Consider the following 24,272-nt stretch of genomic DNA (forward strand, 5'->3'; position numbering starts at 1 on the left):
TCGCGGCTATTCCGCTGGCCGCGCAACGAAGCCATAGCGCTTTGCGACTTCCGCGCGCGCAATCGGCTCAATGTCGAATGTCCGGTCACCCAGCGTCAGCGGTCCCAGCGCGGCTCCGCACGCCTCTCCGTGCCAGTGGGCCAACGAAGAAAACGGCTCCAGGTCATGGTCGTGCAGCAGGGCGATGGTTTCCTCTGCTTCGTATCCGCCCACGTAACCGGGCAGCAGCACGCTGCCTTGTTCGTCGACAAAGCAGCCGGTCGGCGAGAACGCAGCGCCTGTGGTGGTCGTGAACGCTGGCAGCGCGCCATCGGCCGACAGCCGCGCCACCCAGGGCGTGTAATCGAGTTCGACAAACACGCGCTGTGGCCCGTTCTGGAAGAACCAGCGTCCAGCATCGTCATGCGCGTAGTTGCGCACGATGAAGTCGATGAGCGCCGTGTGGCGAATCGGCTCGCCGGAGAGTTTGTTGGCCTGCGCATATTCGTTGCGCATGCGCCATTGGCCGCGCCGATCCAGCGCCAGCCAGCCAAAGCAATTCGGCACGTTCGGCCACTTGGCCATGGCCTGGCGGACGATGTCATCCATGAGCATCCTCCGCGTTGGCTTGGCGGCCCAGCACATCATCGAAAAAGCGCAGGACGCGTGCAGGCATCCAATCGACGCGACCCGTCTTGCCATGACGCAGCAGGAAGCCGACGTGGCCGCCGTGCAGCGGCTGGTCCAGCGTGATGTCGGGTGACACGTCGGCCACGCCCGGCAGATGCTGTCCGGGCAGGAACGGATCATTGCGTGCGTTCAGCACCAGCGCCGGCACACGCACGTCACGCAGCACGGGCTTCGACGAGGCGCGCGTCCAGTAGTCGAGCACGTCGCGAAAACCGTGCAGCGGCGCGGTGACGAGGTTGTCGAATTGGCCCAACGTGCGCGTGGCCATCATGGCGTCGCGGTCGTACAGGCCGGGGTGCTGGTCGAGCTTCGCATTGGCCTTGGCTTTGAGCGTGCGCAGGAACATGCGCGTGTAGACCATGTTGAAGCCTTTGGACAGCGCTGCGCCGCCGGCGCGCATGTCCAGCGGTGCGGAAACCGTCGCAGCCGCGGTCACGTAGCGGGCATCGGTGCCGTGTTCGCCCAGGTAGCGCAGCAGCGCATTGCCGCCCAGCGAGATGCCGACAACCAGCAGCTTGCGGCCCTGCGGCTGGCAAACCGTCCGGTACAGGCGTTCGAGGATCCACGCGATCTCGGCGCCATCGCCGCAGTGGTACATGCGCGGCGCGAGGTTCATCTCGCCCGAGCACCCGCGAAAGTGCGGAATGACGCCCAGCCAGCGGCGGCCGCGCAGCGCGTCCATCAGCAGCCGCGCGTAATGGCTGCGTGAATCGCCCTCCAGGCCGTGGAACATGACGACGAGCGGCGCGTGCGCGTCGGTCTCGTGTGTGGTCCAGTCGAGGTCGATGAAGTCGTGGTCGGGCGTGTCCCAGCGTTCACGCCGATACGCAATCCGAGGAAAGCGCCACAGGCGCGCGGGCACGATCGTCTGCGCATTGCCGCCGATCAGCCACCACGGCGAGCGGAACGCGTGCGGCTCGAACGGCCCTGCCAGCAGGGCGCTCAGATTCAGTTCAAGGGGAGTGGCGTGGCGAGACGGATGGGTCATCGAAAGAGACGGCGGCCACGCCGAGCGCGGCAGCTTAGTGCAGAGAGTGCGTGACGCTTGCGATGGACGCAGCCACGCGTTCTTCGGCGGCCTGGCTGGAATGCACATGGGCGATACGCCAGCCTTCGTGGTTCTGCATCAGGACGTAGGTCGTGTGCACGTAAAGATCAGCCTCGGTGGCGGTGGCCGAGAAGCGCAGCGCTTCCGTGGCTTCGAAGATCGACACGCCCAGGGACGAATGCACCTGTTGCGAAAGGCATTCGATCCAGACCGGGTTCTTCTCGACCAGCGCATCGAGGCAGCCGCGCAGCTGCTCGTGGCCGTGCAGGCGCTGGCCGTCCGGCAGGATGAAGCTCACCGAATCCTCGTCGAGCCACAGCTTGAGCGCGCCATCGGCATCGCGGCGCTTAAGCGCATCGCGATAGGCTTCGAGGATGTCCTCGGCGGCTTCGAACAGGCGGGCAAATCGTGGCATGGCGATGAAAGTTGAGGAGAGCGTGTTACTGCGGCTGCAGCAGCCGGCGCAATTCATGAAACACCATCTCGGGGCCGATGTCGCGCAGGCAGCGCAAGTGGCCCAGCGGGCATTCGCGTGCAAAGCACGGGCTGCACTCCAGATGGAGCCACATGATACTCGCAGCGGGCGACAGCGGCGGCGTGTGGCGGGGGTCGCTGGAGCCGAATACGGCCACCTGCGGGCGTCCCAGGGCAGCCGTTACGTGCATCAGGCCGGAGTCGTTGCAGATGGCGGCTTCGGCGCGGGCAAGCAGTTCGATCGCCTCGTCGAGCGAGGTTTCGCCGCACAGGTTGCGCACGAACGGCGCGCGCTCGACGATGGCGTTGGCCATGTCGCGGTCCTTGCCTGAACCGAGCGCAACGATCTGCGCGTACGGGAACGAGCGGCGCAGCATCTGCGCCAGCTCTGCGAAATGCTCGGCCGGCCAGCGCTTGGCCGGGCCGTATTCCGCGCCGGGGCAGAAGGCAATCAGCCGCGCGTTGCCCGGAATGCCGAACTTGGCGGACGTGGCGGCCACGCGCTGCACATCGACGTCCAGCTTCGGATCGGGCAGCGTGTCGGGCAGCTTGGCGTGCGGCTTGAAAGCCAGCGCCGCGTAGTGCTGCACCATCGGCGGACGCGCGTTCTTGGGCGGATTCGGGTAGCGCACGTTCAGCACGCCCAGGCGCGACTCGCCTTTGTAGCCGATGCGCAGCGGAATGCCGGCCAGCCACGGGATCAGCGCGCTCTTGAACGAATTCGGCAGGACGTACGCTGCATCGAACGTTTCGCCCTTGAGCTGCTGGGCGAACATCGTGCGGCTGCCGAGCTGCAGCTTGCCGTGGGCGAGTTCGGTCGGCAGCACGCGGGCGATTTCCGGCATGCGCGCGAGCACGGGCGCCACCCATTTCGGGGCGATCGCGTGGATCTGCGCGCGCGGGTGCCGCGCCTTGAGTTGCGCGAACAGCGGCTGCGCCATCAGCGCATCACCGATCCAGTTGGGGGCGACGACGAGAATCTTGCGCATCATCGAATCGCCAGGCGAGTGCGGCGACCGGTGTACTGCAGGTGAATCGGGCTCAATGGTGGCCCTTCAGTTCAACGCCGGCAGCGAGCTTGTAGACAGTGCCGCAGTACGGGCACTTGGCTTCGCCAGTGTCGGCGATGTCGAGGAACACGCGCGGGTGATAGTTCCAGGCCGGCGTTTTGGCGGTCGGGCAGTGCAGCGGCAGGTCGTCTGCGCCGATTTCGATCGTGGGTGCGGTTTGCGTGGTCATGGTGAGTGAGGAATGCCGGCGCGGTCTGAGCAGGTCAGCCACGCCGTGATATGGGCCGCAGGTTCAAGAACCGACAAAGGCGAAATTGTAAGGGGTGGGCGCAGGCGCGCCAACGCCGATTGTTGCAGTGCGTGGCGCCCGGCATGAATCGTTCCATTGGTCCGACGCGCGCGCTTTGTCGTTAAGCGGATGCTTAACATCAAAAGTATAATCGTGTGTTTCCTACGAGCCACCCATGTCGCCCCCGACGTTCCTGCGCGCCCGCGCTGCCGGCTGCCCCTGCCCGGCGCCTCAAAAAGAGTCTGATTCGCCACTTTTGGGGGCGCCATGGCGCTAGTCCGCTGGGCGGCGGCATTGCAGCGCCGCTGGGAGGCCATTGATCCAGCAGAACGCGCGGGCTTCTTTGCCGGCGTGCGCGCCTATATGCCGTCGATGCCGCCGGTGCTCACCTGGGGGCTGGTGACTGGCGTGGCGATGAGCAAGTCGGTGCTCACCATCCCGCAGGCCATCGGCATGACGATCTTCGTGTATGCCGGGTCGTCGCAGCTGGCGGTGCTGCCGCTGTTGGCAGCGGGATTGCCGATCTGGACGGTGCTGCTGACGGCGTTCATTGTGAACGTGCGCTTCATCATCTTCAGCGCCGGGCTGATGCAGCATTTCGGGCATCTGCCGTTCATGCGGCGCGTGGTTCTGGGTGTGTTCAACGGCGATCTGCCGTTCGTGCTGTTCACTCAGCAGTACCCCTCGGCCGCGCCTCAGGCGGGCAAGGAGGGCTATTACTGGGGCATGGTCCTGCTGAGCTTCGTGGGCTGGCAGGTGTCGTCCATCCTGGGCATCGTCGCGGCGAGCCTGTTTCCTGATGCGTGGGGCCTGGCGCTGGCCGGGACGCTTGCGCTCATTCCTGTCATGGTGTCGACCATTCGTAGCCGTGCCACGCTCATGGCGGTGGCTGTGGCGGCGGTGCTGGCGCTGGTTGCCTTCAAGCTGCCGTATCGATTGAGCCTCGTGATTGCCGTCACCGGCGCGATGGCCGCCGGCCTGGCGGCAGACGAAGCGGCCGCGCGCCTGCAATGGCAGCGCCGACGGGCCGCGCAGGCGACAGCTGACGAGGACGACGCATGAGCGCGCTGGAAATCTGGCTGGTCATTGCCGGCATGACCGTGGTGACCATCGTCACGCGTTCCTTGTTCCTGATCGTGGGCAACCGCATGACCCTGCCTACCCGCGTGCAGCACGCGCTGCGCTTTGCGCCGGCTGCCGCGCTCGTCGCCATCGTGCTGCCCGACCTCCTCTGGAATCAGGGGCACTTCGACGCGAGCTGGACCAACCCGCGCCTGATGGCTGGCGTTGCCGCCACCGCGTTCTACGTTGCGACGCGGCGCATGCTCGGCATGATCTTCGTCGGCATGGGCGTTTTTACCGTGCTGCGTCTCTGGGGATGAACATGTCGGCTTCCAATCGCAACGGCGTGATCTTCGCGTTTCTGGCCTACACGATGTGGGGCCTGTTTCCGCTGTACTTCAAGCTGCTCAAGGCGGTGTCGCCGGTCGAGATTCTTTCGCACCGGGTGATCTGGTCATTGGCGGTGATGGTGGTGATCCTGCTCGTGAAGCGGCACGGCGCTTGGTTGTGGGCGTTGCGCAAGCAACCGCGGGTGGTGGGGCGCTACGCCGCCAGCACCAGCCTGTTGGCCGCCAACTGGCTGACCTACATCTGGGCGGTCAATCACGACCATGTGCTGGAAGCCAGCCTCGGATATTTCATCAACCCGCTCGTGGTGGTGATGCTGGCCGCGCTGGTGCTGGGCGAGCGGCTGCGGCCGGTGCAGTGGGTCTCGGTGGCGCTGGCCGCCGCGGGCGTGGCATGGCTGACGTGGCAGGCTGGCACGCTGCCGTGGATCGCCCTGGCGCTGGCGTTTTCGTTTGGGTTCTACGGTTTGCTGCGCAAGACTTCGCCGCTGGGTGCGCTGGAAGGGCTGACGCTGGAAACGCTGCTGCTGTTTCCGCTGGCGCTGGCCTACCTCGGCTGGCTGGCTTCGCAGCATCAGAACGCCTTCCTGGCCGCATCGCCGGGCACGCAGCTGCTCCTGGCGCTGGCCGGCCCGCTGACGGCGCTGCCGCTGCTGCTGTTTGGTGCCGGCGCGCGGCGTATCCCGCTGTCGCTGCTGGGTTTGCTGCAGTACGTGAGCCCGACGCTGCAGCTGCTGCTCGGCGTCTGGCTCTATAACGAGCCGTTTGCGGGCCCCAAGGTGGCCGGCTATGTGCTGATCTGGGCAGGTCTGGCCGTGTATTCGGCCGAAAGCTGGATGCAACTGCGCCGCCGCACGCCGCTGCCGGCGTAGACCCCGCCAATCGGCCTCGGCAAGACGGCCGAGCCCGGAGGACTCCGCCGAGAAACGCACGTTTTGACCAGGCGCATCGGGTAAAATCGTTGTTTTCCGCGATTTCTTCCGAAGCTGCCATGCCTCACGTCCTGCGTCTGTCCGATCTCATCTCCGAAGGAAAGCTTGCCGGTAAGCGCGTGTTCATCCGCGCCGACCTCAACGTGCCGCAAGACGATGCCGGCAACATCACCGAAGACACGCGCATCCGCGCTTCCGTGCCGGCCGTCAAAGCCGCGCTGGACGCCGGCGCCGCCGTCATGGTGACCTCGCACCTGGGCCGCCCGACCGAGGGCGAATTCAAGCCGGAAGATTCGCTCGCACCGGTTGCCAAGCGCCTGTCCGAACTACTCGGCCGTGACGTGAAGCTCGTCCAGAACTGGGTGGATGGCGTGGAGGTCGCGCCCGGCCAGGTCGTGCTGCTGGAAAACTGCCGCGTGAACAAGGGCGAGAAGAAGAACAGCGACGAACTGGCCCAGAAGATGGCCAAGCTGTGCGACGTGTACGTCAACGACGCCTTCGGCACCGCGCACCGCGCGGAAGCCACCACCCACGGCATCGCCAAGTTCGCTCCCGTCGCGTGCGCAGGCCCGCTGCTGGCTGCCGAACTGGACGCGCTGGGCAAGGCGCTGGGCCAGCCGGCCCGTCCTCTGGTGGCCATCGTGGCCGGCTCGAAGGTGTCGACCAAGCTGACCATCCTGAAATCGCTGGCCGACAAGGTCGACAACCTGATCGTGGGCGGCGGCATTGCCAACACGTTCATGCTGGCCGCCGGCCTGAAGATCGGCAAATCGCTGGCGGAAGCCGACCTTGTGGGCGATGCCAAGGCCATCATCGAGATGCTGGCGGCGCGCGGCGCGTCGGTACCCATTCCCGTTGACGTGGTGTGCGCCAAGGAATTCAGCGCCACCGCGGCCGCTACCGTCAAGGACGTGGCCGATGTGGCCGACGACGACATGATCCTCGACATCGGCCCGAAGACGGCTGCGCAACTGGCCGAACAACTGAAGAGCGCCGGCACCATCGTCTGGAACGGCCCGGTCGGCGTGTTCGAGTTCGACCAGTTCGGCAATGGCACCAAGGTGCTGGCCGAGGCGATTGCTGCCTCGTCGGGTTTCTCGATTGCCGGCGGCGGCGACACGCTGGCGGCCATCGCCAAGTACAACATTGCCGACAAGGTGGGCTATATCTCCACCGGCGGCGGTGCGTTCCTCGAGTTCCTGGAAGGCAAGACGCTGCCGGCCGTCGAAATCCTGGAGCAACGCGCGCAGAACCAGGCCGCTGTGGCCTGACGCAAACGCCGCCAACATCCCCACCACAACAACGAGACACTGCCGCCCATGACCCGCGCTACCAAGATCGTCGCAACGCTCGGCCCCGCGTCCAGCACGCAGGAAGTCCTGACCCGCATGATCGCTGCGGGGGTCGACGTGGTGCGGCTGAACTTCTCGCACGGCGCGGCGCAAGACCACATCGATCGCGCGCAGCTGGTGCGCGAAGTCGCGCGCTCGGTGGGCCGCGAGGTGGCCATCATGGCCGACCTGCAGGGCCCGAAGATCCGTGTCGGCAAGTTCGAGAACGGCAAGATCACGCTCGAACCGGGCGATCGCTTCACGCTCGACGCCCGCTGCGAGCTGGGCAACCAGGAGCGCGTCGGCCTCGACTACAAGGAACTGCCGCGCGACGTGGGCCCCGGCGATCTGCTGCTGCTCAACGACGGCCTGATCGTTCTGCAAGTCGAGCGCGTGGTGGGCGAAGAGATCGAGACCATCGTCAAGATCGGCGGCGATCTGTCCAACAACAAGGGCATCAACCGCCAGGGCGGCGGGCTGTCGGCACCGGCGCTGACCGCCAAGGACATGGAAGACATCAAGACCGCGATGGCGCTGGGCGCCGATTACGTCGCGGTCAGCTTCCCCAAGAACGCGACCGACATGGAAATGGCGCGCCAACTGGCCGCTGTGGCCGGCGCGCCGCATAACCACAAGACCCGCATGATCGCCAAGATCGAGCGTGCCGAGGCCATTCGCCCCGGCGTGCTCGAAGAGATCCTGGCCGCCTCCGACGGCATCATGGTCGCGCGTGGCGACCTGGCCGTGGAAGTCGGCAACGCGGCCGTGCCGGCGCTGCAGAAGCGCATGATCAAGCTGGCCCGTGAAACCAACAAGCTGGCCATTACCGCCACGCAGATGATGGAATCGATGATCGTCAACCCGGTGCCGACGCGCGCCGAGGTGTCGGACGTCGCCAACGCCGTGCTCGACGGCACCGACGCCGTGATGCTGTCGGCGGAAACGGCGGCCGGCCGCTACCCGGTCGAGACCATCGAAGCCATGGCGGCCATCTGCGTGGAAGCCGAGAAGTCGCAAACCGTGCATCTGGATGCGGACTTCCTCGACCAGACGTTCAGCCGCATCGACCAGTCGATCGCCATGGGCGCGCTGTTCACGGCGCACCACCTGCAAGTCAAGGCGATTGCCGCGCTCACCGATTCGGGCGCCACGGCGCTCTGGATGAGCCGCCACGGCATCAACATTCCCATTTATGCGATGACGCCCAACGTGGCATCGCAGCGCAAGATGGCCCTGTACCGCAACGTGCAGTCGCTCCCGCTGGCGAACAGCACCGATCGCGACGAAGCGCTGCACCAGGCCGAAGAACTGCTGGTCGCGCGCGGCGTCGTGCAGCGCGGCGACTTCATCGTCCTGACCGTCGGCGAGCCGATGGGCCAGGCTGGCGGCACCAACACGCTCAAGATTGTTCGCGTCGGCATGCACTGACGCCCACGACGGAACGCCGTTTGCTACGTCTTTCAGATGCCCACGCGTTCCAGAGACCGAATACAGATCGATCCATAGGAGAAAACCATGCCACTCGTCTCGATGCGCCAACTGCTGGACCACGCCGCTGAAAACGGCTACGGCCTGCCGGCATTCAACGTGAACAACCTGGAGCAAGTCCAGGCCGTGATGGAAGCTGCCAAGGAAGCCGGCGCACCCGTCATCCTGCAAGCCAGCGCAGGCGCCCGCAAATACGCCGGCGAATCGTTCATCAAGCACCTGATCCAGGCCGCTGTCGAGGCTTATCCGGAGATCCCGCTGGTCATGCACCAGGATCACGGCCAAAGCCCGGCCATCTGCCAGGGCGCCATCGACCTGGGCTTCGGCTCGGTCATGATGGACGGCTCGCTGCGCGAAGACGGCAAGACGCCCGCCGATTTCGACTACAACGTCGACGTGACGCGCCGCGTGGTCGAGATGGCCCACAAGGTCGGCGTGACTGTTGAAGGCGAACTCGGCTGCCTGGGCTCTCTGGAAACCGGCATGGCTGGCGAGGAAGATGGCATCGGCGCCGAGGGCAAGCTCGACCACTCGGCCCTGCTGACCGATCCGGAAGAAGCGGCGCAGTTCGTCAAGGCGACGCAGCTCGACGCGCTGGCCATCGCCATCGGCACCAGCCACGGCGCCTACAAGTTCTCGCGCAAGCCCACCGGCGACATCCTGGCGATCAGCCGTGTGAAGGAAATCCACGCGCGCATCCCGAACACCCACCTGGTGATGCACGGCTCGTCGAGCGTGCCGCAAGAGCTGCTGGCCATCATCAACCAGTACGGTGGCAAGATGAAGGAAACCTACGGCGTGCCCGTCGAGGAAATCCAGGAAGCCATCAAGTACGGCGTGCGCAAGATCAACATCGACACCGACATCCGCCTGGCAATGACGGGCGCGGTGCGCAAGTTCCTGGCCGAAAACCCGGACAAGTTCGACGCCCGCGAATGGCTCAAGCCGGCGCGCGAAGCCGCCAAGCAAATCTGCAAGGCGCGGTATATCCAGTTCGGCTGCGAAGGTCAGGCCGGCAAGATCAAGCCGATCGGCCTGTCGGTGATGGCGCAGAAGTACCAAAGCGGCGATCTGGCGCAAGTGGTGCAATAAGCATTTCGCGTCACATTTAGCAAACGGCTGGCACTGCGCCAGCCGTTTTGCATTGCATGGGTCACCGCATGGGCCACGTATAATGCTGGCCTTCCACGTTTTCTTATCTCCTCCCGGGTTCCGCCGTGTCCGCCGCATCTAACAACCCCGCTGCATCCTCCGCCCTTTACGAATCGTCGATCACCAGCCTGCCGTTGCTCGGCCGCGGCAAGGTGCGCGAGAACTACGCTGTCGGCGACGACAAGCTGCTGATGGTCACCACCGACCGCCTCTCGGCGTTTGACGTGATTCTCGGCCAGCCGATTCCGGATAAGGGCCGTGTGCTCGCGCAGATGTCGGATTTCTGGTTCAACAAGCTGCGCCACATCGTGCCAACGCACGAGACCGGCATCGCCCCGGAAACCGTGGTGGCCCCGAATGAAGTCGACCAGGTGCGCGGCCGCGCGATTGTGGTCAAGCGCCTGAAGCCGATCCTGGTGGAAGCCGTGGTGCGCGGCTACCTGGCCGGCAGCGGCTGGAAGGATTACCAAGCGACCGGCGCCGTCTGCGGCGTGCATCTGGCCCCTGGCCTGCAGAACGCGCAGAAGCTGCCCGAGCCGATCTTCACCCCCGCCGCCAAGGCGGAGATGGGCGAGCACGACGAGAACATCTCCTTCGACGAAGTCGAACGCCGCATCGGCCCGGACCTCGCCGCGCAGATCCGCGATGTGAGCATCCGCCTGTACAAGGAAGCCTCCGACTTTGCCGCCACGCGCGGCATCATCATCGCCGACACCAAGTTCGAGTTCGGCCTGGACGAAAACGGCACGCTCACGCTGATGGACGAGGCGCTGACCGCAGACTCGTCGCGCTTCTGGCCGGCCGATTCGTACCAGGTCGGCACAAACCCGCCGTCGTTCGACAAGCAGTTCGTGCGCGACTGGCTCGAAGCCGTGCGCATTGACGGCAAGCCCTGGCCGAAGACTGCGCCGGCGCCGCAGCTGCCTGCCGACGTGATCGAAAAAACCGCTGACAAATACCGCGAAGCGCTGACCTGCCTGACCGGTGAATCCCTGCGTTAAACCGGAGCGATGACAATGACCGCACAGCAATCCGCTCCGCTCGTTGGCGTGGTGATGGGCTCCAGCTCCGACTGGGAAGTGATGCGCCACGCTGTCGACATGCTCACGCAGTTCGGCATTCCGTTCGAGGCGCAGGTCGTCTCGGCGCACCGCATGCCGGACGACATGTTCCGTTACGCCGAAGCCGCACGCGGCCGCGGTCTGCGCGCCATCATTGCCGGTGCTGGCGGGGCAGCGCACCTGCCGGGCATGATCGCCGCGAAGACGATCGTGCCGGTGTTCGGCGTGCCGGTGCCGTCCAAGTACCTGCGCGGCGAAGACTCGCTGCTCTCCATCGTGCAGATGCCCAAGGGCATTCCGGTGTCGACATTCGCGATTGGCGAAGCCGGTGCGGCCAACGCAGCGCTGGCCGCCATCGCCACCATCGCCACCACCGACTCGGCCCTGGCCGACAAGCTCGAAGCCTTCCGCGCGCAGCAGACCGAAGTTGCACGCGGCATGACGCTCCCTGTGCACGGCGCCTAAGTAACCTACGACCCGATTCATGGCCGACGACCTGAACCCGCGCCTGGCGCAAGCCCACACCGCGGAATCCCGCGCGCTGAACGTTCCCAACGCGATCCTGCCCGATGCCTGGCTTGGCATGCTCGGCGGTGGCCAGCTCGGCCGCATGTTCACGCACGCCGCGCAGGCCATGGGCTATAAGGTCTGCGTGCTCGATCCGGACCCGAACAGCCCGGCCGGCACCATCGCCGAGCGCCACCTGTGCGCCGGCTATACCGACGAAGCCGCATTGGCCGAGATGGCTGCGCTCTGTCCGGCCGTCACGACCGAATTCGAGAACGTGCCGGCCATGGCGCTCGACCGCCTGGAGCAGCTCGGCGCGTTCGTTGCGCCGCGTGCCAACTGCGTCTCGATCGCGCAGAACCGCATCGCCGAGAAAAAATTCTTCGCGCTGTGCGCCGCACGCACCGGCATCCACCCCGCACCGAGCTGGGTGATCGAGCACGAAGCCGACATCGAACAACTGCCCGCCGACCTGTTGCCCGGCATTCTGAAGATTGCGCGCATGGGCTACGACGGCAAGGGCCAGGCGCGCGTCTCGACGGTGGAAGAGCTGCGCGCAGCCTGGGCCGCCATGCAGCACGTGCCGTGCGTGCTGGAAAAGATGCTGCCGCTGGCCTACGAAGTGTCTGTATTGGCCGCCCGCGGCGCCGATGGCAGCACGGCCACGTGGCCGCTGGCAGAGAACGCGCACCGTGACGGCATCCTGTTTTCGACGATCATGCCGTCGCGCAGCGTGTCGGACGACATTGCCACGCGCACCCGCGCCGCCGCCGCGATGATTGCCGAAGAAATGGGCTACGTCGGCGTGCTGTGCATCGAGTTCTTTGTGCTGCAGGACGGGTCGCTGGTCGCCAACGAAATGGCGCCGCGTCCGCACAACTCCGGCCACATCACCATGGATGTGTGCGAGACGAGCCAGTTCGAGCAGCAGGTGCGCGCCATGGCCCGCCTGCCGCTGGGCAGCACGCGGCAGCATTCACCGGGGCGCATGCTGAATGTGCTGGGCGATGTGTGGTTCGAATACGGCCTGGAACGTACGCCCGCGTGGCACGAGGTGATGGGCCACAGCGGCGCGAAGGTCCACCTGTATGGCAAGGCCGATGCGCGCCCGGGCCGCAAGATGGGCCACGTGAACTGCGTCGGCACCTCGCCGGAAGTGGTGGACGAAGCGTTCCGCCACGCCGCGCACGTGCTCGGTTTGCAGCCGGACTGATTGCGGGCTTCATCATGCACAACTCGACCAACCCCTACGTCATGCCATCGCGCGAACGCCTCGAAGAGGCCGCGCGCAGGCTGGAGGCGGGCGAGCTGGTCGCCTTCCCGACCGAGACCGTGTACGGACTCGGCGCCGATGCCGAAAGCCCACAGGCCATCGCCAAGATCTATGCGGCCAAGGGCCGGCCGTCCAATCACCCCGTGATCGTGCACGTGGTGGATGGCGCCGATATTTCGTATTGGACCGACGAGGTGCCCGGCATCGCGTTGCAGCTCATCGAAGCGTTCTGGCCAGGGCCGCTGACGCTGATCCTGAAGCGTGCGCCGCACATCCCGGCCGCCGTGGCAGGCGGACAGGACAGCATCGGGCTGCGTTGCCCCTCGCACCCGGTGGCGCAGGCGTTGCTGTCGCGCTTCAAGCGTGGGCGCGGCGGCATTGCGGCGCCGTCGGCCAACAAGTTCGGCCAGGTCAGCCCAACCACCGCGCAGCATGTGCGGGACGAATTCGGCGATGCCGTCTTCGTGCTCGAAGGGGACGGCGTGGACGTGGGCATCGAATCGACCATCATCGATCTGTCGCGGCTGGATCAGGGTATTGGCCCCGTGCTGCTGCGCCCGGGCGCCATCACGCCTGAAGACATCGAGCGTGTGACCGGCGAATTGCCGGCGCTTCCTGATGCCGCTGCACCGCGTGCTTCTGGCACATTGAAGGCGCATTACGCGCCGCGCACGCCGTTGTATCTGCTGTCGTCCGCCGATGTGCCTGCGCGCTTGGCCGCACTGCCCGCGGACAAGCGCATCGTGTGGCTCGGTGCCCCCGTGGCACTGCGTGACGGCTGCGACCAGCGCGTCGCCCCCGCCACCCCCGCCGCCTATGCCAATGCGCTCTACGCGCTGTTGCGCGAACTCGATCGCGGCGGTTACGACGCCATCTGGGTGGAAACCCTAGCCGACACGCCCGCCTGGGCTGCGGTCAACGATCGCCTGCGTCGCGCGGCCGCCGCGTTCACCGCGTAGTTCGAGTCGGACCTCTAATTCTTACGGGCCGCGCGTTCGCCGTGCGCCCGGCAACCTCGCTACACTTGGGCGTTGTGTCGTTCCGCGTGCTTCAAACGCGCACGGCGAGGTTACGCACCGCGGCACCACAAACCATAAAAATTCCACACGGAGACAGACATCATGAAGTTGCGTCAATGGATGGGCGTCGTCGCATCGGCGACCCTGGCCTTGAGCCTCGCCGCATGTGGCGGCGGTGAAAGCGATCAGAGCGGCAACCCCAACGTCGCCAAAGTGCAGCGCATGGTGGTGTTCGGCGACAGCCTGAGCGACGCCGGGACCTACACGCCGGCGGCGGCTGCCGTGGGCGGCGGCAAGTTCACCACCAACCCCGGCCCGGTCTGGGCGGAAACGGTGGCGGCGCAACTCGGTGTGGCGCTCACACCGGCCGTGATGGGTTATGCCAACTCGGTGCAGAGCTGCCCGAAACCCGGTTGCTTCGACTACGCGCAAGGCGGTTCGCGCGTGACCGATCCGAACGGTATCGGTCACAACGGTGGCGCCGGGGCGCTCACGTATCCGGTCAAGCAACAGCTCGCCAACTTCTACGCGGCCAGCAACAACACGTTCAACGGCAACAACGACGTGGTGTTCGTCTTTGGCGGCAACAACGACATCTTCTACTGGGCTGCCGCCGTGGCGACACCCAATTCGGGTGTGACGCCCGCCATCGCCACCGCACAGGTGCAGCAGGCCGCGACTGAGCTGGTCGGTTACGTAAAGGACATGATCAGCAAGAACGCGACGCAGCTCTACGTGTTCAACCTGCCCGACAGCAGCCTGACGCCGCAAGGCGTGGCGGGCGGTGCGGCAGGCCAGGCGTTGCTGCATGCGCTGGTGGGCGCGTTCAACACCACGCTGCAGGCTGGGCTTGCCGGTACCGGTGCCCGCGTGATCGATTTCAATTCGCAATTGACGGCAGTGATTCAGAACGGTGCGACGTTCGGTTTCAGCAATACCAGCGTGCCGGCTTGCAATGCGACCAAGATCAACACGCTGGTCCCGGGCGCTGGCGGCAGCTCGCTGTTCTGCTCCGCCAACACGCTGGTGACTGCAGGTGCAGACACATCTTACCTGTTTGCCGACGGCGTGCACCCCACCACCGGCGGCCATCGCCTGATCTCCAGCAACGTGCTGCAACGCCTGCTGGCCGACGGCGTCACGCACTGATCGTGCACCACCGAGCAAAACGCCCGCGCGAAGCGGGCGTTTTTGTTATGGCGAGGCGAAAAAAAGCCGCGCCAAGCAGCGCGGCCGATCGACGGGACTACATATTCTTGGGAGGGGGCTGGCGAAAACTGGGTCGCCCCATCATAGCCAAGCTGCCTCGCCCGGAGGTTAAGAGCGCTTCATATGGCTGCGCTGGCGAGTTGCTGTACGGCAAATTTATAGACCGCATCGATGTCGTTCAAATCCAGTACGGCCACGCCTTCCGGGGGATGTACGGCATCGGGGCCATCGGTTGCGACAGCGACGACGCCGCCAATTTCCGGCCACAGCGGCGGGCGGCCAAGCGAAGGACGGAAGACTTCGATTTTCGGAAAGGTACTGCGCTTGTAGCCTTCAACGAGGACGAGGTCGGTGCCCGGTGACAGCAGCGCCAGCACGTCGTCGAGTTCAGGCTCCAGCGCGTTGGCGTATTCGCGCATCAGCACCAGCCGTTCACCGCCCACGAGCACGACTTCGGCGCTGCCGGCTTCTCGCATGCGGTGCGAATCCTTGCCGGGCGAATCGAGATCGAAGCCGTGATGCGTGTGCTTGATGGCGGCCACGCGGCGCCCGTCGCGCACGAAGCGCGAGATGAGCTGCTCGACGAGCGTGGTCTTGCCGCTGCCCGACGTGCCGGTGATGCCAAGCAATGCCTTGCGTGAAATCATCGCTGTGCGCCCTGGTAAATCCATTGCAGCAGTGCATCGTGTGCGGCCTGGCCGCCGCTGGCGTTCGGATGGTTGATCATGCTGACCACCACGAAGCGCTGGCCGCCTTCGCCTTCGACATACCCGGCGATGGCGCGCACGTCGTTGAGCGTGCCGGTCTTGATCTCGGCATTGCCGGCAACGCCCGCACGCGTGAGGCGGTTGCGCATGGTGCCGTCCACGCCGACGACGGGCAGCGCATCGCGCAGCACGCCGCCGTTCGGGTTGGCGTCAGCCTGCTGCAGCAGGCGCCCCATGTTGCGTGCGCTGATGCGCTCCACACGCGACAGGCCCGAGCCGTTTTCCAGCACCAGCTCCGGCATCGTCAGGTTCTGTTTGGCGAGCCAGCGGTTGATGACCTCGGTCGACTGCCGTACCGATGCCGGCTTGCGGCCGATTTCCGCGCCGATGGTCAGGAAGAGCTGCCGCGCCATCACGTTGTTCGAATACTTGTCGATGTCGTGCACGACTTCCGACAGCGGCGGGCCGTAGTGCGTGGCCAGCAGAACGGCCTGACGCGGCACCTTGCCTTCGCGCAGGCCTGGCGTGAACCGCGTCGTGCCACCGGCCTGCTGCCACAGCGCGAGGAAGCCGCCCCAGATGAAGTCGGCATGCGTGAGCGCGGCGATATTGAAAACGCGTTCGCCGCACGCGGCGGCATAGCGGCCATCGAAGCTGGCGAGCACGCGGCCGTCGGTCTGCGTGGAGATGTTGGCGCCGGCGGCGGTCTTCCAGTCGCCGCAGCCGCCGCGCGTGGTGCGCAGCTGGTTGTCGATCTGCAATTGCGCCAGTGGCGGAGAGACATCGATGTTGACCGCGCCATTGCCCGCATCCGGCGACAGCGTGAACGTCAGCGTCTTGAACGAATACAGCAGCGCGTCGGGCGCAACGTTGTAGGCACGCGCGCTGTCGCCGTCCAGCGGCGGCGCTTCAGACAGACCACCCTCGAAGTAGGTGCGATCCAGCACGATATTGCCGGCCAGTTCATCCACGCCGGCGCGGCGCACGTCGGTCACCAGCTTGACGAGTTCTTCAGGAATCAGCTTCGGATCGCCCTGGCCACGCAGGTACAGGTTGCCGTTGAGCGTGCCGTTGACGGGAGCGCTGTCGGCATAGGCGGTGGTCTTCCAGCGAAAATCCGGGCCGAGCAGGTCCAGCCCCGCGAAGGTCGTCAGCAGTTTCATGGTCGACGCGGGGTTCATTCCGGCGTCGGCATTCCATTGCAGGATGGGCGTGGCGGTGCCGGTGCGGATCACGAACACGCTCACTGCATCCAGCGGGATATGCGCGCGCGCAAAGGCCAGCGCCACGTTGGCAGGCAACCCGGCAGGGTTGTGCGCCGCCTGGCGTGCCTGGGCGGCACTCGCGCGCGGGGTCGCGTTGGCCTTGGCCTTCTTGGCATGCGCCAGCGGCGAGGCCGCAATGGCGAGAAGCACCGCGCAGGCAAGCGCGCCGCGCGACAGGTTCAACAAACGGGTCGGACGAGTTCGGGCCATCGGCGGGGGGGCAGAGTGGGGCGCACACGCGTGCGCCAAGTGCAGACGCAGGCATGTTAACGCAGCGACCCCACACTTCGGCCGACAAGCAGTGGGGCGTTCACCGCCCAATTCTCTGGGAATTCCGCAGGTGTGACGGCTCAGTCCTTGGCGCCGACGCGCTTGCGCATGTCGGCCGTCACCGATTGGCGCGTGCCGGCATAGTCGGCCCATGGGTCGCGCTTGAGCTTGGCGAGCCGATCCGGCAGCGTGCGCAGCGTCCACTGGGCAGACGACTGCAGCCCTTCGAGTTCGTCATGGCGGATCGGCACCGACACCGGAAGGCCCGTCCGAGTGCGCACTGAATAGGCGGCCACCGTGCTCGCGCCGCGGTTATTGCGCAGGTAGTCGATGAAGATTTTGCCCACGCGGTTCTGCGGGCCCATCTTGGCGACAAAGCGGTCGGGGAAGGTCGCGGCCATGTGCTGCACCACGGCCTGCGCGAATGCTTTGAGCGTGTCCCAGCCCGAGGCCTCGCGGCGCGTGAGCGGCACCACCACGTGCATGCCGTGGCCGCCGCTGGTCTTCAGGAAGGCCTTCAGGCCAAGTTCATCGAGCATCGCCAGCATGAGTTGGGTGGCCTCGATCACGCGTGCGAAAGGCAGCGCCGGGTCTGGGTCGATATCGAAGACGATGCGGTCGGGCTGTTCGATGCGGTCGGCCAGCGCATTCCACGTGTGGAACTCCACCGTGCCCATCTGCACTGCGCCGACCAGCGCTTCGGCCGAGTTGATCGCCAGCAGCGACGGATGCCCCGGATCAAGCGATGGGTCCAGCTGCGTGATGCCCTGCAGCTTGAGCGCCGCGGAATGCTTTTGAAAGAAGCGCTCGCCGTCGATGCCATCGGGCGCGCGCACCAGCGACGTCGGCCGGTTGCGCAGATGCGGCAGCATCCACTCGGCCACGCTCGCGTAATACCGCGCCAGATCCGCCTTGGTGGTGCCGCTCGCTTTCTCGATCACGCGATCCGGATGCGTGACGTCCACATCGGCGATGCGTTCGGCACCGGGGCGCACCTTGCGTTCGGCAGCATTCACGGCGCGGGTCTCCTTGCGAGCGGCAGCGCTGGGCGGCTTGGCTTGTTCACGGACGATGTTGCGCGCAGGTTTGTCGTCGCGCAAACCTTGGAAGACGGCTTGCCGCACGATGCCTTCGCGCGTCCATTCGGCAAACGCGATTTCAGCCACGCGCTCCGGCTTGACCCATTGCACGTCGCGCGCATCGCTGCCGGTGGGCGGGTTCGCAAAGGGCGGCGTGTCGACGGTCAGCCCTGTCAATTCGTGATGCAAAGCGTGCAGGCTCGTCTCGTTGAAGCCGCTGCCGACGCGCCCCGCATAGCGCAGCTTGCCCGCGTCGTCATAAACGCCGAGCAGCAACGCGCCGAAGCCGCTGCGGCTGCCCTTGGGTGCGCTGTAGCCGCCGATGACGAACTCCTGCCGCTGCCCGCATTTGAGCTTGATCCACGCGGGGCTGCGGCCGGCGCGGTACGGCGCATCGGCGCGCTTGCCGATCACGCCTTCGAGCGACATGCTGCACGCGGAAGACAGCAGGTCTTCGGGCGCCGCGTTGAACGTGCCTGAGAACAGCACCGCATCGCGGTCGAGATCGCCGGGGGCCGCCTCGAGAATGCGTTGCAGCAGCGCCCGCCGCTCGCGCAACGGCACACCGCGCAAGTCCATGCCGTTGCAGAACGGGATGTCGAACAGGTAATAGGCAATGTGTTCGGCATGCGCGGTTTCGAAGGCGTTCTGCAGCGCCTGGAAGTCGGGCACGCCGCGCTCGCCCATCACCACGACTTCGCCGTCGAGCCACGCCTCGCGCAGGCCCAGCGCCTGCAGCGTGCGCGCCTGACGCGGCAGCTTCGCTGTCCAGTCGCGGCCGTTGCGGCTGAACAGGCGCATGGTGTTGCCGTCGATGCGCGCGAGGATGCGGTAGCCGTCGAACTTCACTTCGTAGTCCCATTCGCCCTGCGTGGGCGGCCCATCGACGAGCGTGGCGAGTTGGGGTTCCAGCGTCCTGGGCAACGTGGCGGGCACGGCGCCGGCGGGCGGTTGGACTTGCGCCGGTTCGGAGCCCTCCGTCTTGCCATCGTCGGCCTTGGCTTTTCCTTTGGCCTTGGGTTTCGCGCCGACGTTCTCTCCGGTGATCACGCTCGCGGGCAGTGCCTGCGTCACGTCGTAGTCGCTGGATGGCCGGACTTGATCGTCGCGCTCCTTGATCAGCAGCCACTGTTCTTTCGGATGCCTGCCGGTGCCATGCAAGTGCGTGCGCACCAGCGCCCACGCGCCGTGCAGTTTTTCGCCGTCGAGGTCGAATTTGAGCTTGCCGTCTCGGTACGCCTTGCGCGGATCGCCATGCGGATGCCACGTGCCGCGGTCCCACACGATCACATCGCCACCGCCGTATTGGCCTTCGGGGATGTGGCCTTCGAAATCGGCGTAGTCGAGCGGGTGGTCTTCAACATGCACGGCGAGGCGCTTGTCGGCGGGGTCCAGGCTCGGGCCTTTGGGGACAGCCCAGCTCTTGAGCGTACCGTCGAGTTCGAGCCGGAAGTCGTAATGCAGCCGCGTGGCGTCGTGCTTCTGGATCACGAAGTGCAGGGCGCCGTTTTCACGCTGCTCGTCGGCTTTGCGCCGCGCGCCGGCCGGTTCCTGGGTCTGCGTGAAATCGCGCTTGCGGCGGTAGTCGGCGAGATGGCGTGGCATGGCGTCGGCTCCGTCGTGTTATGCGCGCTTGCGTGTGGCGGTCTTGCGCGCCGTCTTGGCGGCCGTCTTGCGCGGTGCCCGCTTGCGCGGGGCGGGTTCGTCTTCCGCTTCGTCGTTTGACGCAGCTTTACCCTTGCCGCGCTTGGCAAGGCTCTGGCGCAGCAGGTCGGTCAGGTCGATCACGTTGCCGGAGCGCGGTGCGGCGGTTTCGGCTTCCATCGGCTCGACGGACTCCGTGCGGCCTTCGCGCACCTTGCGATCGACCAGCGTGAGAATGTCGTCGCGGAAGGTGTCGTGATACTCGGCAGGGTCCCACTTGCCGCTCATGTCGTCGATCAGCTTTTCGGCCATGTCGATTTCCTTGGCCGTGAGCTTGGCCGCCTTGGCCCCTTCTTCCGGCAAGTCGAGTTCGGACCAGTCGCGCACTTCGTTGGACCAGCGCAGCGTATGCAGCACGAGCACCGGCCCCATCGGGATCAGCGCAGCCAGATGCTGCTTGGTGTGCAGCACGACGTTGGCGACACCGATCTTTTGCGACCGTGTCAGCGCCTCGCGCAGCAGCGCGTAGACCTTTTCGCCGCGCCGGTCGGGCGCAAGAAAGTACGGCGTATCGAGATAGAGGAACGGGATCTCCGCTGCATCCACGAAGGTCAGCAAATCGACGGTTTGCGTCGAGACCGGGTTGGCGGCGCGAATGTCCTCGTCGGTGAGGATCACGTAGCGGTCTTTCTCGTAGGCATAGCCGCGCACGATCTGCTCGCGCGGCACTTCTTTGCCGGTGGTCTTGTTGATGCGCTTGTAGCCGACGCGGTCCATGGTGCGACGGTCGAGCCAGTCGAAGTCGAGGTCGTCGCTGCGGGTGGCCGGATACAGCGCAACGGGAATATGGACGAGGCCGAAGCTCACGGCGCCCTTCCAGATCACGCGGGGCATGGCAGGTCTCCCGATGCGGTGGATTCGAGCGTGGTGACGCAAGCCGCATACCTGCGTGGCGCGGGGCGGCGTCATACGTTCATCAGCAGAGCGCGGTAGCATGAGGCCTTTGCGGCGTGACCCGTTCGCGCTGCGCGTTTTTCCCAGCTGTCCTTCATGTCTTCCGAATACGTCCAATCTGCCGGCGCGCTGCGGCCCCGCCGGCTTCCCCTGTCGGCCCGCGCGGCCACGATGGCTCTCTTTTTCGCCAACGGTGCAACGTTTGCGACGTGGGGCATTCACATTCCGACGGTGAAGGCGCGCTTCGGGCTGTCCGAGGCGTCGCTGTCGTTGGCGATGTTCATGGTGGCGGCCGGCGCCATCGTCGCGATGAAGTTTGCGGGTCAGTGGGCGGCGCGCGTCGGCACGCGCCGCGCGAGCGTGCAGGGCGGCGTGGCATTTGGCGTGATGACCGCGCTCATCATGCTGATGCCGACCTACCCGGCACTGCTGGCGGTACTGCTGCTGTTCGGCATCACCAACGCCGGTTTCGATGTCGCCATGAATGCGCAAGCGGCCACGGTCGAGGCCAATCATCACAAGCCGATCATTTCCTCGCTGCACGGCATGTTCAGCCTGGGCGGCATGGTGGGCGCGGCGGTGGGTGGCGTGCTGCTGGAACTGGGCGTGCCGCCGGCCGTGCATTGCGGCGGCATGGCGCTCGTCACCATGGCGGCAGCGCTATGTGCCGGGCCGTTCATGCTGCCGGACCACGTGCATGCGGAAGGCGAATCCGCACATCCGACCACGGGCCGTACGCTGTTGGTGCTGGGCGTGCTGGCGTTCTTCGGGCTGGTCGGCGAAGGCGCGATGTACGACTGGACGACCGTGTACATGCGCGAGATCGCGCAATCGCCCGAAGCCGTTGCCAGCGCGGGATACGCAGCGTTTTCGGGCGGGATGGCGCTGGCGCGTTTCGGCGGCGACTTTGCACGCGGGCGCTGGGGCAACATGCGTGTGCTCGGCGCCAGTGGCGTGCTGGCCACGGGCGGGATCCTGCTTGCGCTGCTGTGGCCCGCGCCGATGGCTGTCCTGACAGGCTTTGCGCTGATGGGCGTGGGCGCCGCCAACATGGTCCCGATCTTCTTCATCACCGCGTCGCGCCTGCCCGGTGTGCCGGCCGCCGAAGGCATCGCCGCCGTGGCGCGCTTTGCCTACGTGGGCTTGCTGATCGGCCCGGTCATCATCGGGTTGATCGCGCATCGCTCAGACCTGCGCTGGGGCCTGTCGGTGGTGGCGCTCACCATGGCGTTGATTGCGGTGGCGGGGCCCCGGGCGATCCGCCCGCCGGACCGTCGCTGATTGCCCCGCGCTGCAGCACGAATCTGCCTAAAAAATATGCAGTTGCTGTGCGTTGACTTTCCTGTGCGCTTGCCATAGCGTACGACGAGGAGAGGGGGTTTCCCGGCGCCAACGTGCCAGTTGCGCACGGCATCGGGATGCGTTCAAAACGAGGCTGTGCTGTCAGCCAGCCCAAACGACCCATAGGAAAGGAGCTTCAGATGCCGTACAAACGTCTTACCCTCGTGGCAGCGGTCGCTGTCGTAGCCGCCGTCGGCACCGCGGCCCTCGCGCAGACCGACCAGAAGAAGTTCGACCCCTATAGCCAAGGCGCAAAAGTCGGCGACAAGTTTGATCCGTACCAACAGGGTGCGAAGGCCGGCGACAAGTTCGATCCGTATTCGCAAGGCGCCAACAAGAACGACAGCACTGCCAGCGCGCTCAACCCCGGCGCCCAGCCTGCCAATGTGGAGAAGGGCAAGTACGACACGTACACCCAGGGCGCCAAGGCCGGCGAGAAGTTCGATCCGTATAGCCAGGGTGCCAAGGCTGGCGGCAAGTTCGACCCGTACAGCGAGGGCGCCAACAAGAAGGACGCGCCCAAGCAGTAAGCCCGTGCCGATCGGGTTCATGAAGACGCTGATGCATCGCCGGATGCATCGGCGTTTTTCTTTGTGGAACGCCGCCGCTGTGGCGGTGTTTGCGCTGGCGCTACCCGCGCATGCGGCGGGGCTGTGCTCCGCGCCGTGGGTGCATGACGGCAGTCGCGTGCGCCTGGACGGCAACGGCAAGACGCCGATGATCGTCGAGTTCACGCTGCACGATGTCAATCGCGACATGCAGGACGGCTGCGAAATCGGCCTGCACATCTACGCCAAATCGGGCCTCGTGGCGCTGGGCGGCCGCCCGATCGAGACGGTCCAGGAGCACCAGCTGCTGGTGGACGAAGCCGGCGTCGTCACGCGCATTGTCAGCATCAATGGCCGCGTATTTGCGCAAAGCGAACATGCCGATCTGGTCGGCACCGTCAGCACCGCCATCTCGGGCATGTTCCTGTACGGCGCGGGGCTGGCGCCCGAAGCGCAGATGCTGCCCGGCGATACGTACGAATCCAGTTTCGATTTCGATGTGGTGTCGCCGCGGCTTGGCATTTCGGTCGGGCGCATGCGGGCCGAGCGCGCCAAGGTGGAGGTCTCGGAGCGCGAGGTCGGGCCCCCGCAGCCGATGAACACCGTGGTGGGTGAGCTGCAGTGCCGGCCGATCCGCTACACGCGCACGGCGCGCCTCGGGGTGCTGCGGCTGGGCAATGAAACGCTCGAGCCCGATCCCACCGTGGCGCACATTACCGATTGGTATTGCCCCGAAGCGGCCGTCGTGATGCGCCAGGAGGTTGAGCAGCACGGCCAGACGCAGGTGATCGACGTGGTCGAACTCAAGCGCTAAGCGCACTCTGGGCCGCGTCGAAGTCTTCCGTGCTGCCGTCAAACCGGTACACACGCGCCACGTTGAACGGCGCTTCCGGCGCAGCCTGCGAGAACAACGCAATGTGGTCGACCGGCATGGCGGCGGGCAGCACCACGCTCGTGGCCTCTAGCGCCCGATAGCAGGCAAGCTGCTCGGTAGGGTCGAGCCGGCCCGTCAGCGTGATGTGGAACGTGAACGTGCCAAACACATACGGATAGCCCCAGCGCTGCAGATGACGCTCCTGCGCATCGGACAGGCCGACGCGACGGCGCCGCGCGAGTTCTGCGGGCGGTGGCGGTGCGCGGAAGCCGTCGAATTCGCTGACGCACGCATCGGCGAATGCGTGGAGCGTGTCGCGGGCAGGATCGCCATGACGCAGCCGCCAGGCCAGGAAGCCGCGCAGCGTCTGCAGGGCCGGCTCGATGGTGAAGGGGTGCTGCTGCAGTGCAAAACGGCGCAGCGCGGCGTCCAGTTCATCGACCGTGCGATCGCCTGCCAGGCGGAACGGCGGTTTGAACGTAGCGTGCAGGCCGTACTGGCGCGGCGCTTCCGTCCAGCGGTCGAGCGTGGCAAGGTCGATGCCGGCTTCGCGCAGAAACGCCTCGCGTTGATCGGCTGAGATGGCGGTGTTGGTGCGGGCGCAGCGGCCGAGCCAGCGTGTGCCGAGCCCGTACCAGGGCTCAGGCGGCAGCAGGTAGAGCGCGTATCGCCAGGCGGGCGGCGTAGACGACGATAAGGGTGCCGGCGCTGGCTCCATG

Annotated in this window: 24 protein-coding genes; 14 read left to right on the top strand and 10 right to left on the bottom strand. The window is 66.0% G+C overall.

Annotation, left to right across the window (positions count from 1 at the left end; translation table 11 throughout):
- Positions 1-6 precede the first annotated feature (6 nt).
- Genes R2676_RS14565 through R2676_RS14585 form a run of 5 tightly spaced genes read right to left on the bottom strand, consistent with a single transcriptional unit; the run spans position 7 to position 3,430 of the window.
- Positions 7-588, bottom strand: a complete 582-nt coding sequence (locus tag R2676_RS14565; RefSeq protein WP_206272741.1) for a DUF2946 family protein — start codon at positions 586-588, stop codon at positions 7-9.
- Positions 581-1,657 (bottom strand): YheT family hydrolase, encoded by a 1,077-nt coding sequence (locus R2676_RS14570; RefSeq protein ID WP_206272740.1) that lies wholly within the window; start codon positions 1,655-1,657, stop codon positions 581-583. The genes R2676_RS14565 and R2676_RS14570 overlap by 8 nt, the downstream gene beginning before the upstream one ends.
- A 34-nt stretch (positions 1,658-1,691) precedes the next feature.
- Positions 1,692-2,132 (bottom strand): YybH family protein, encoded by a 441-nt coding sequence (locus tag R2676_RS14575; protein WP_009239042.1) that lies wholly within the window; start codon positions 2,130-2,132, stop codon positions 1,692-1,694.
- A 25-nt stretch (positions 2,133-2,157) separates the two neighbouring features.
- Complete coding sequence (gene waaF / locus R2676_RS14580; protein WP_027678124.1) at positions 2,158-3,183, bottom strand: lipopolysaccharide heptosyltransferase II; 1,026 nt, start codon at positions 3,181-3,183, stop codon at positions 2,158-2,160.
- Positions 3,184-3,232: 49 nt separating this feature from the next.
- Complete coding sequence (locus tag R2676_RS14585; protein WP_206272738.1) at positions 3,233-3,430, bottom strand: zinc-finger domain-containing protein; 198 nt, start codon at positions 3,428-3,430, stop codon at positions 3,233-3,235.
- A gap of 327 nt (positions 3,431-3,757) precedes the next feature.
- Between R2676_RS14585 and R2676_RS14590 the strand changes: the two genes are divergently transcribed.
- The 11 genes from R2676_RS14590 to R2676_RS14640 all read left to right on the top strand — a co-directional run bounded on the left by R2676_RS14590 (position 3,758) and on the right by R2676_RS14640 (position 14,811).
- Positions 3,758-4,552 (top strand): AzlC family ABC transporter permease, encoded by a 795-nt coding sequence (locus R2676_RS14590; protein ID WP_206272736.1) that lies wholly within the window; start codon positions 3,758-3,760, stop codon positions 4,550-4,552.
- A complete protein-coding gene (locus R2676_RS14595; protein ID WP_024976546.1) occupies positions 4,549-4,872 on the top strand; it encodes an AzlD domain-containing protein in 324 nt (107 codons plus the stop codon). The genes R2676_RS14590 and R2676_RS14595 overlap by 4 nt, the downstream gene beginning before the upstream one ends.
- Before the next feature lie 2 nt (positions 4,873-4,874).
- Positions 4,875-5,771: an EamA family transporter RarD gene (gene rarD, locus R2676_RS14600; protein ID WP_206272734.1), complete on the top strand. Its 897-nt coding sequence runs from the start codon at positions 4,875-4,877 to the stop codon at positions 5,769-5,771.
- A 119-nt stretch (positions 5,772-5,890) separates the two neighbouring features.
- Complete coding sequence (locus R2676_RS14605; RefSeq protein ID WP_027678121.1) at positions 5,891-7,102, top strand: phosphoglycerate kinase; 1,212 nt, start codon at positions 5,891-5,893, stop codon at positions 7,100-7,102.
- A gap of 48 nt (positions 7,103-7,150) precedes the next feature.
- Positions 7,151-8,590 (top strand): pyruvate kinase, encoded by a 1,440-nt coding sequence (pyk, locus tag R2676_RS14610; protein ID WP_027678120.1) that lies wholly within the window; start codon positions 7,151-7,153, stop codon positions 8,588-8,590.
- Positions 8,591-8,677: 87 nt separating this feature from the next.
- Positions 8,678-9,742 carry a class II fructose-bisphosphate aldolase gene (fba, locus tag R2676_RS14615; RefSeq protein ID WP_027678119.1) on the top strand — a complete coding sequence of 355 codons (1,065 nt, stop codon included), beginning with the start codon at positions 8,678-8,680 and terminating at the stop codon, positions 9,740-9,742.
- A gap of 125 nt (positions 9,743-9,867) precedes the next feature.
- Entirely contained in the window at positions 9,868-10,803 is a 936-nt protein-coding gene (locus tag R2676_RS14620) for a phosphoribosylaminoimidazolesuccinocarboxamide synthase (protein WP_206272732.1), read from the top strand.
- Positions 10,804-10,818: 15 nt separating this feature from the next.
- Positions 10,819-11,328, top strand: a complete 510-nt coding sequence (gene purE / locus R2676_RS14625; RefSeq protein WP_012761264.1) for a 5-(carboxyamino)imidazole ribonucleotide mutase — start codon at positions 10,819-10,821, stop codon at positions 11,326-11,328.
- A 19-nt stretch (positions 11,329-11,347) separates the two neighbouring features.
- Positions 11,348-12,583: a 5-(carboxyamino)imidazole ribonucleotide synthase gene (locus R2676_RS14630; protein ID WP_206272730.1), complete on the top strand. Its 1,236-nt coding sequence runs from the start codon at positions 11,348-11,350 to the stop codon at positions 12,581-12,583.
- Between the two features lie 14 nt (positions 12,584-12,597).
- Positions 12,598-13,602 carry an L-threonylcarbamoyladenylate synthase gene (locus R2676_RS14635; protein WP_206272728.1) on the top strand — a complete coding sequence of 335 codons (1,005 nt, stop codon included), beginning with the start codon at positions 12,598-12,600 and terminating at the stop codon, positions 13,600-13,602.
- A 162-nt stretch (positions 13,603-13,764) separates the two neighbouring features.
- Positions 13,765-14,811 (top strand): SGNH/GDSL hydrolase family protein, encoded by a 1,047-nt coding sequence (locus R2676_RS14640; protein ID WP_206272726.1) that lies wholly within the window; start codon positions 13,765-13,767, stop codon positions 14,809-14,811.
- Positions 14,812-14,990: 179 nt separating this feature from the next.
- Here R2676_RS14640 and mobB read toward each other — a convergent pair whose 3' ends face one another.
- From mobB to ku, 4 genes are all read right to left on the bottom strand, one after another.
- Complete coding sequence (mobB, locus tag R2676_RS14645) at positions 14,991-15,518, bottom strand: molybdopterin-guanine dinucleotide biosynthesis protein B (protein WP_206272724.1); 528 nt, start codon at positions 15,516-15,518, stop codon at positions 14,991-14,993.
- Positions 15,515-17,053: a D-alanyl-D-alanine carboxypeptidase/D-alanyl-D-alanine endopeptidase gene (dacB, locus tag R2676_RS14650; protein WP_316857232.1), complete on the bottom strand. Its 1,539-nt coding sequence runs from the start codon at positions 17,051-17,053 to the stop codon at positions 15,515-15,517. Before dacB ends, mobB begins: the two co-directional genes overlap by 4 nt.
- Before the next feature lie 140 nt (positions 17,054-17,193).
- On the bottom strand, positions 17,194-19,797 hold the full coding sequence (gene ligD, locus R2676_RS14655) for a DNA ligase D (protein ID WP_206272705.1): 2,604 nt from the start codon (positions 19,795-19,797) through the stop codon (positions 17,194-17,196).
- A gap of 18 nt (positions 19,798-19,815) precedes the next feature.
- Positions 19,816-20,730, bottom strand: coding sequence for a non-homologous end joining protein Ku (gene ku / locus R2676_RS14660; protein WP_206272697.1), 915 nt, complete (start codon positions 20,728-20,730; stop codon positions 19,816-19,818).
- Between the two features lie 156 nt (positions 20,731-20,886).
- On the opposite strand from ku, the gene R2676_RS14665 reads away from it, so the two are divergent.
- From R2676_RS14665 to R2676_RS14675, 3 genes are all read left to right on the top strand, one after another.
- Positions 20,887-22,071: an MFS transporter gene (locus R2676_RS14665; protein WP_206272689.1), complete on the top strand. Its 1,185-nt coding sequence runs from the start codon at positions 20,887-20,889 to the stop codon at positions 22,069-22,071.
- A 200-nt stretch (positions 22,072-22,271) separates the two neighbouring features.
- Positions 22,272-22,661, top strand: a complete 390-nt coding sequence (locus R2676_RS14670; protein ID WP_206272684.1) for a hypothetical protein — start codon at positions 22,272-22,274, stop codon at positions 22,659-22,661.
- 19 nt (positions 22,662-22,680) lie between these two features.
- Positions 22,681-23,493 (top strand): hypothetical protein, encoded by an 813-nt coding sequence (locus R2676_RS14675; protein ID WP_206272682.1) that lies wholly within the window; start codon positions 22,681-22,683, stop codon positions 23,491-23,493.
- On the opposite strand, the gene R2676_RS14680 is transcribed toward R2676_RS14675, so the two are convergent.
- Positions 23,483-24,271, bottom strand: coding sequence for a DUF1045 domain-containing protein (locus R2676_RS14680; protein ID WP_206272679.1), 789 nt, complete (start codon positions 24,269-24,271; stop codon positions 23,483-23,485). The two genes, R2676_RS14675 and R2676_RS14680, sit on opposite strands and share 11 nt — an antisense overlap.
- Position 24,272 lies beyond the last annotated feature (1 nt).

The organism is Ralstonia flatus (assembly GCF_958439105.1).
GTDB classification, from domain to species: Bacteria; Pseudomonadota; Gammaproteobacteria; order Burkholderiales; family Burkholderiaceae; genus Ralstonia; species Ralstonia flatus.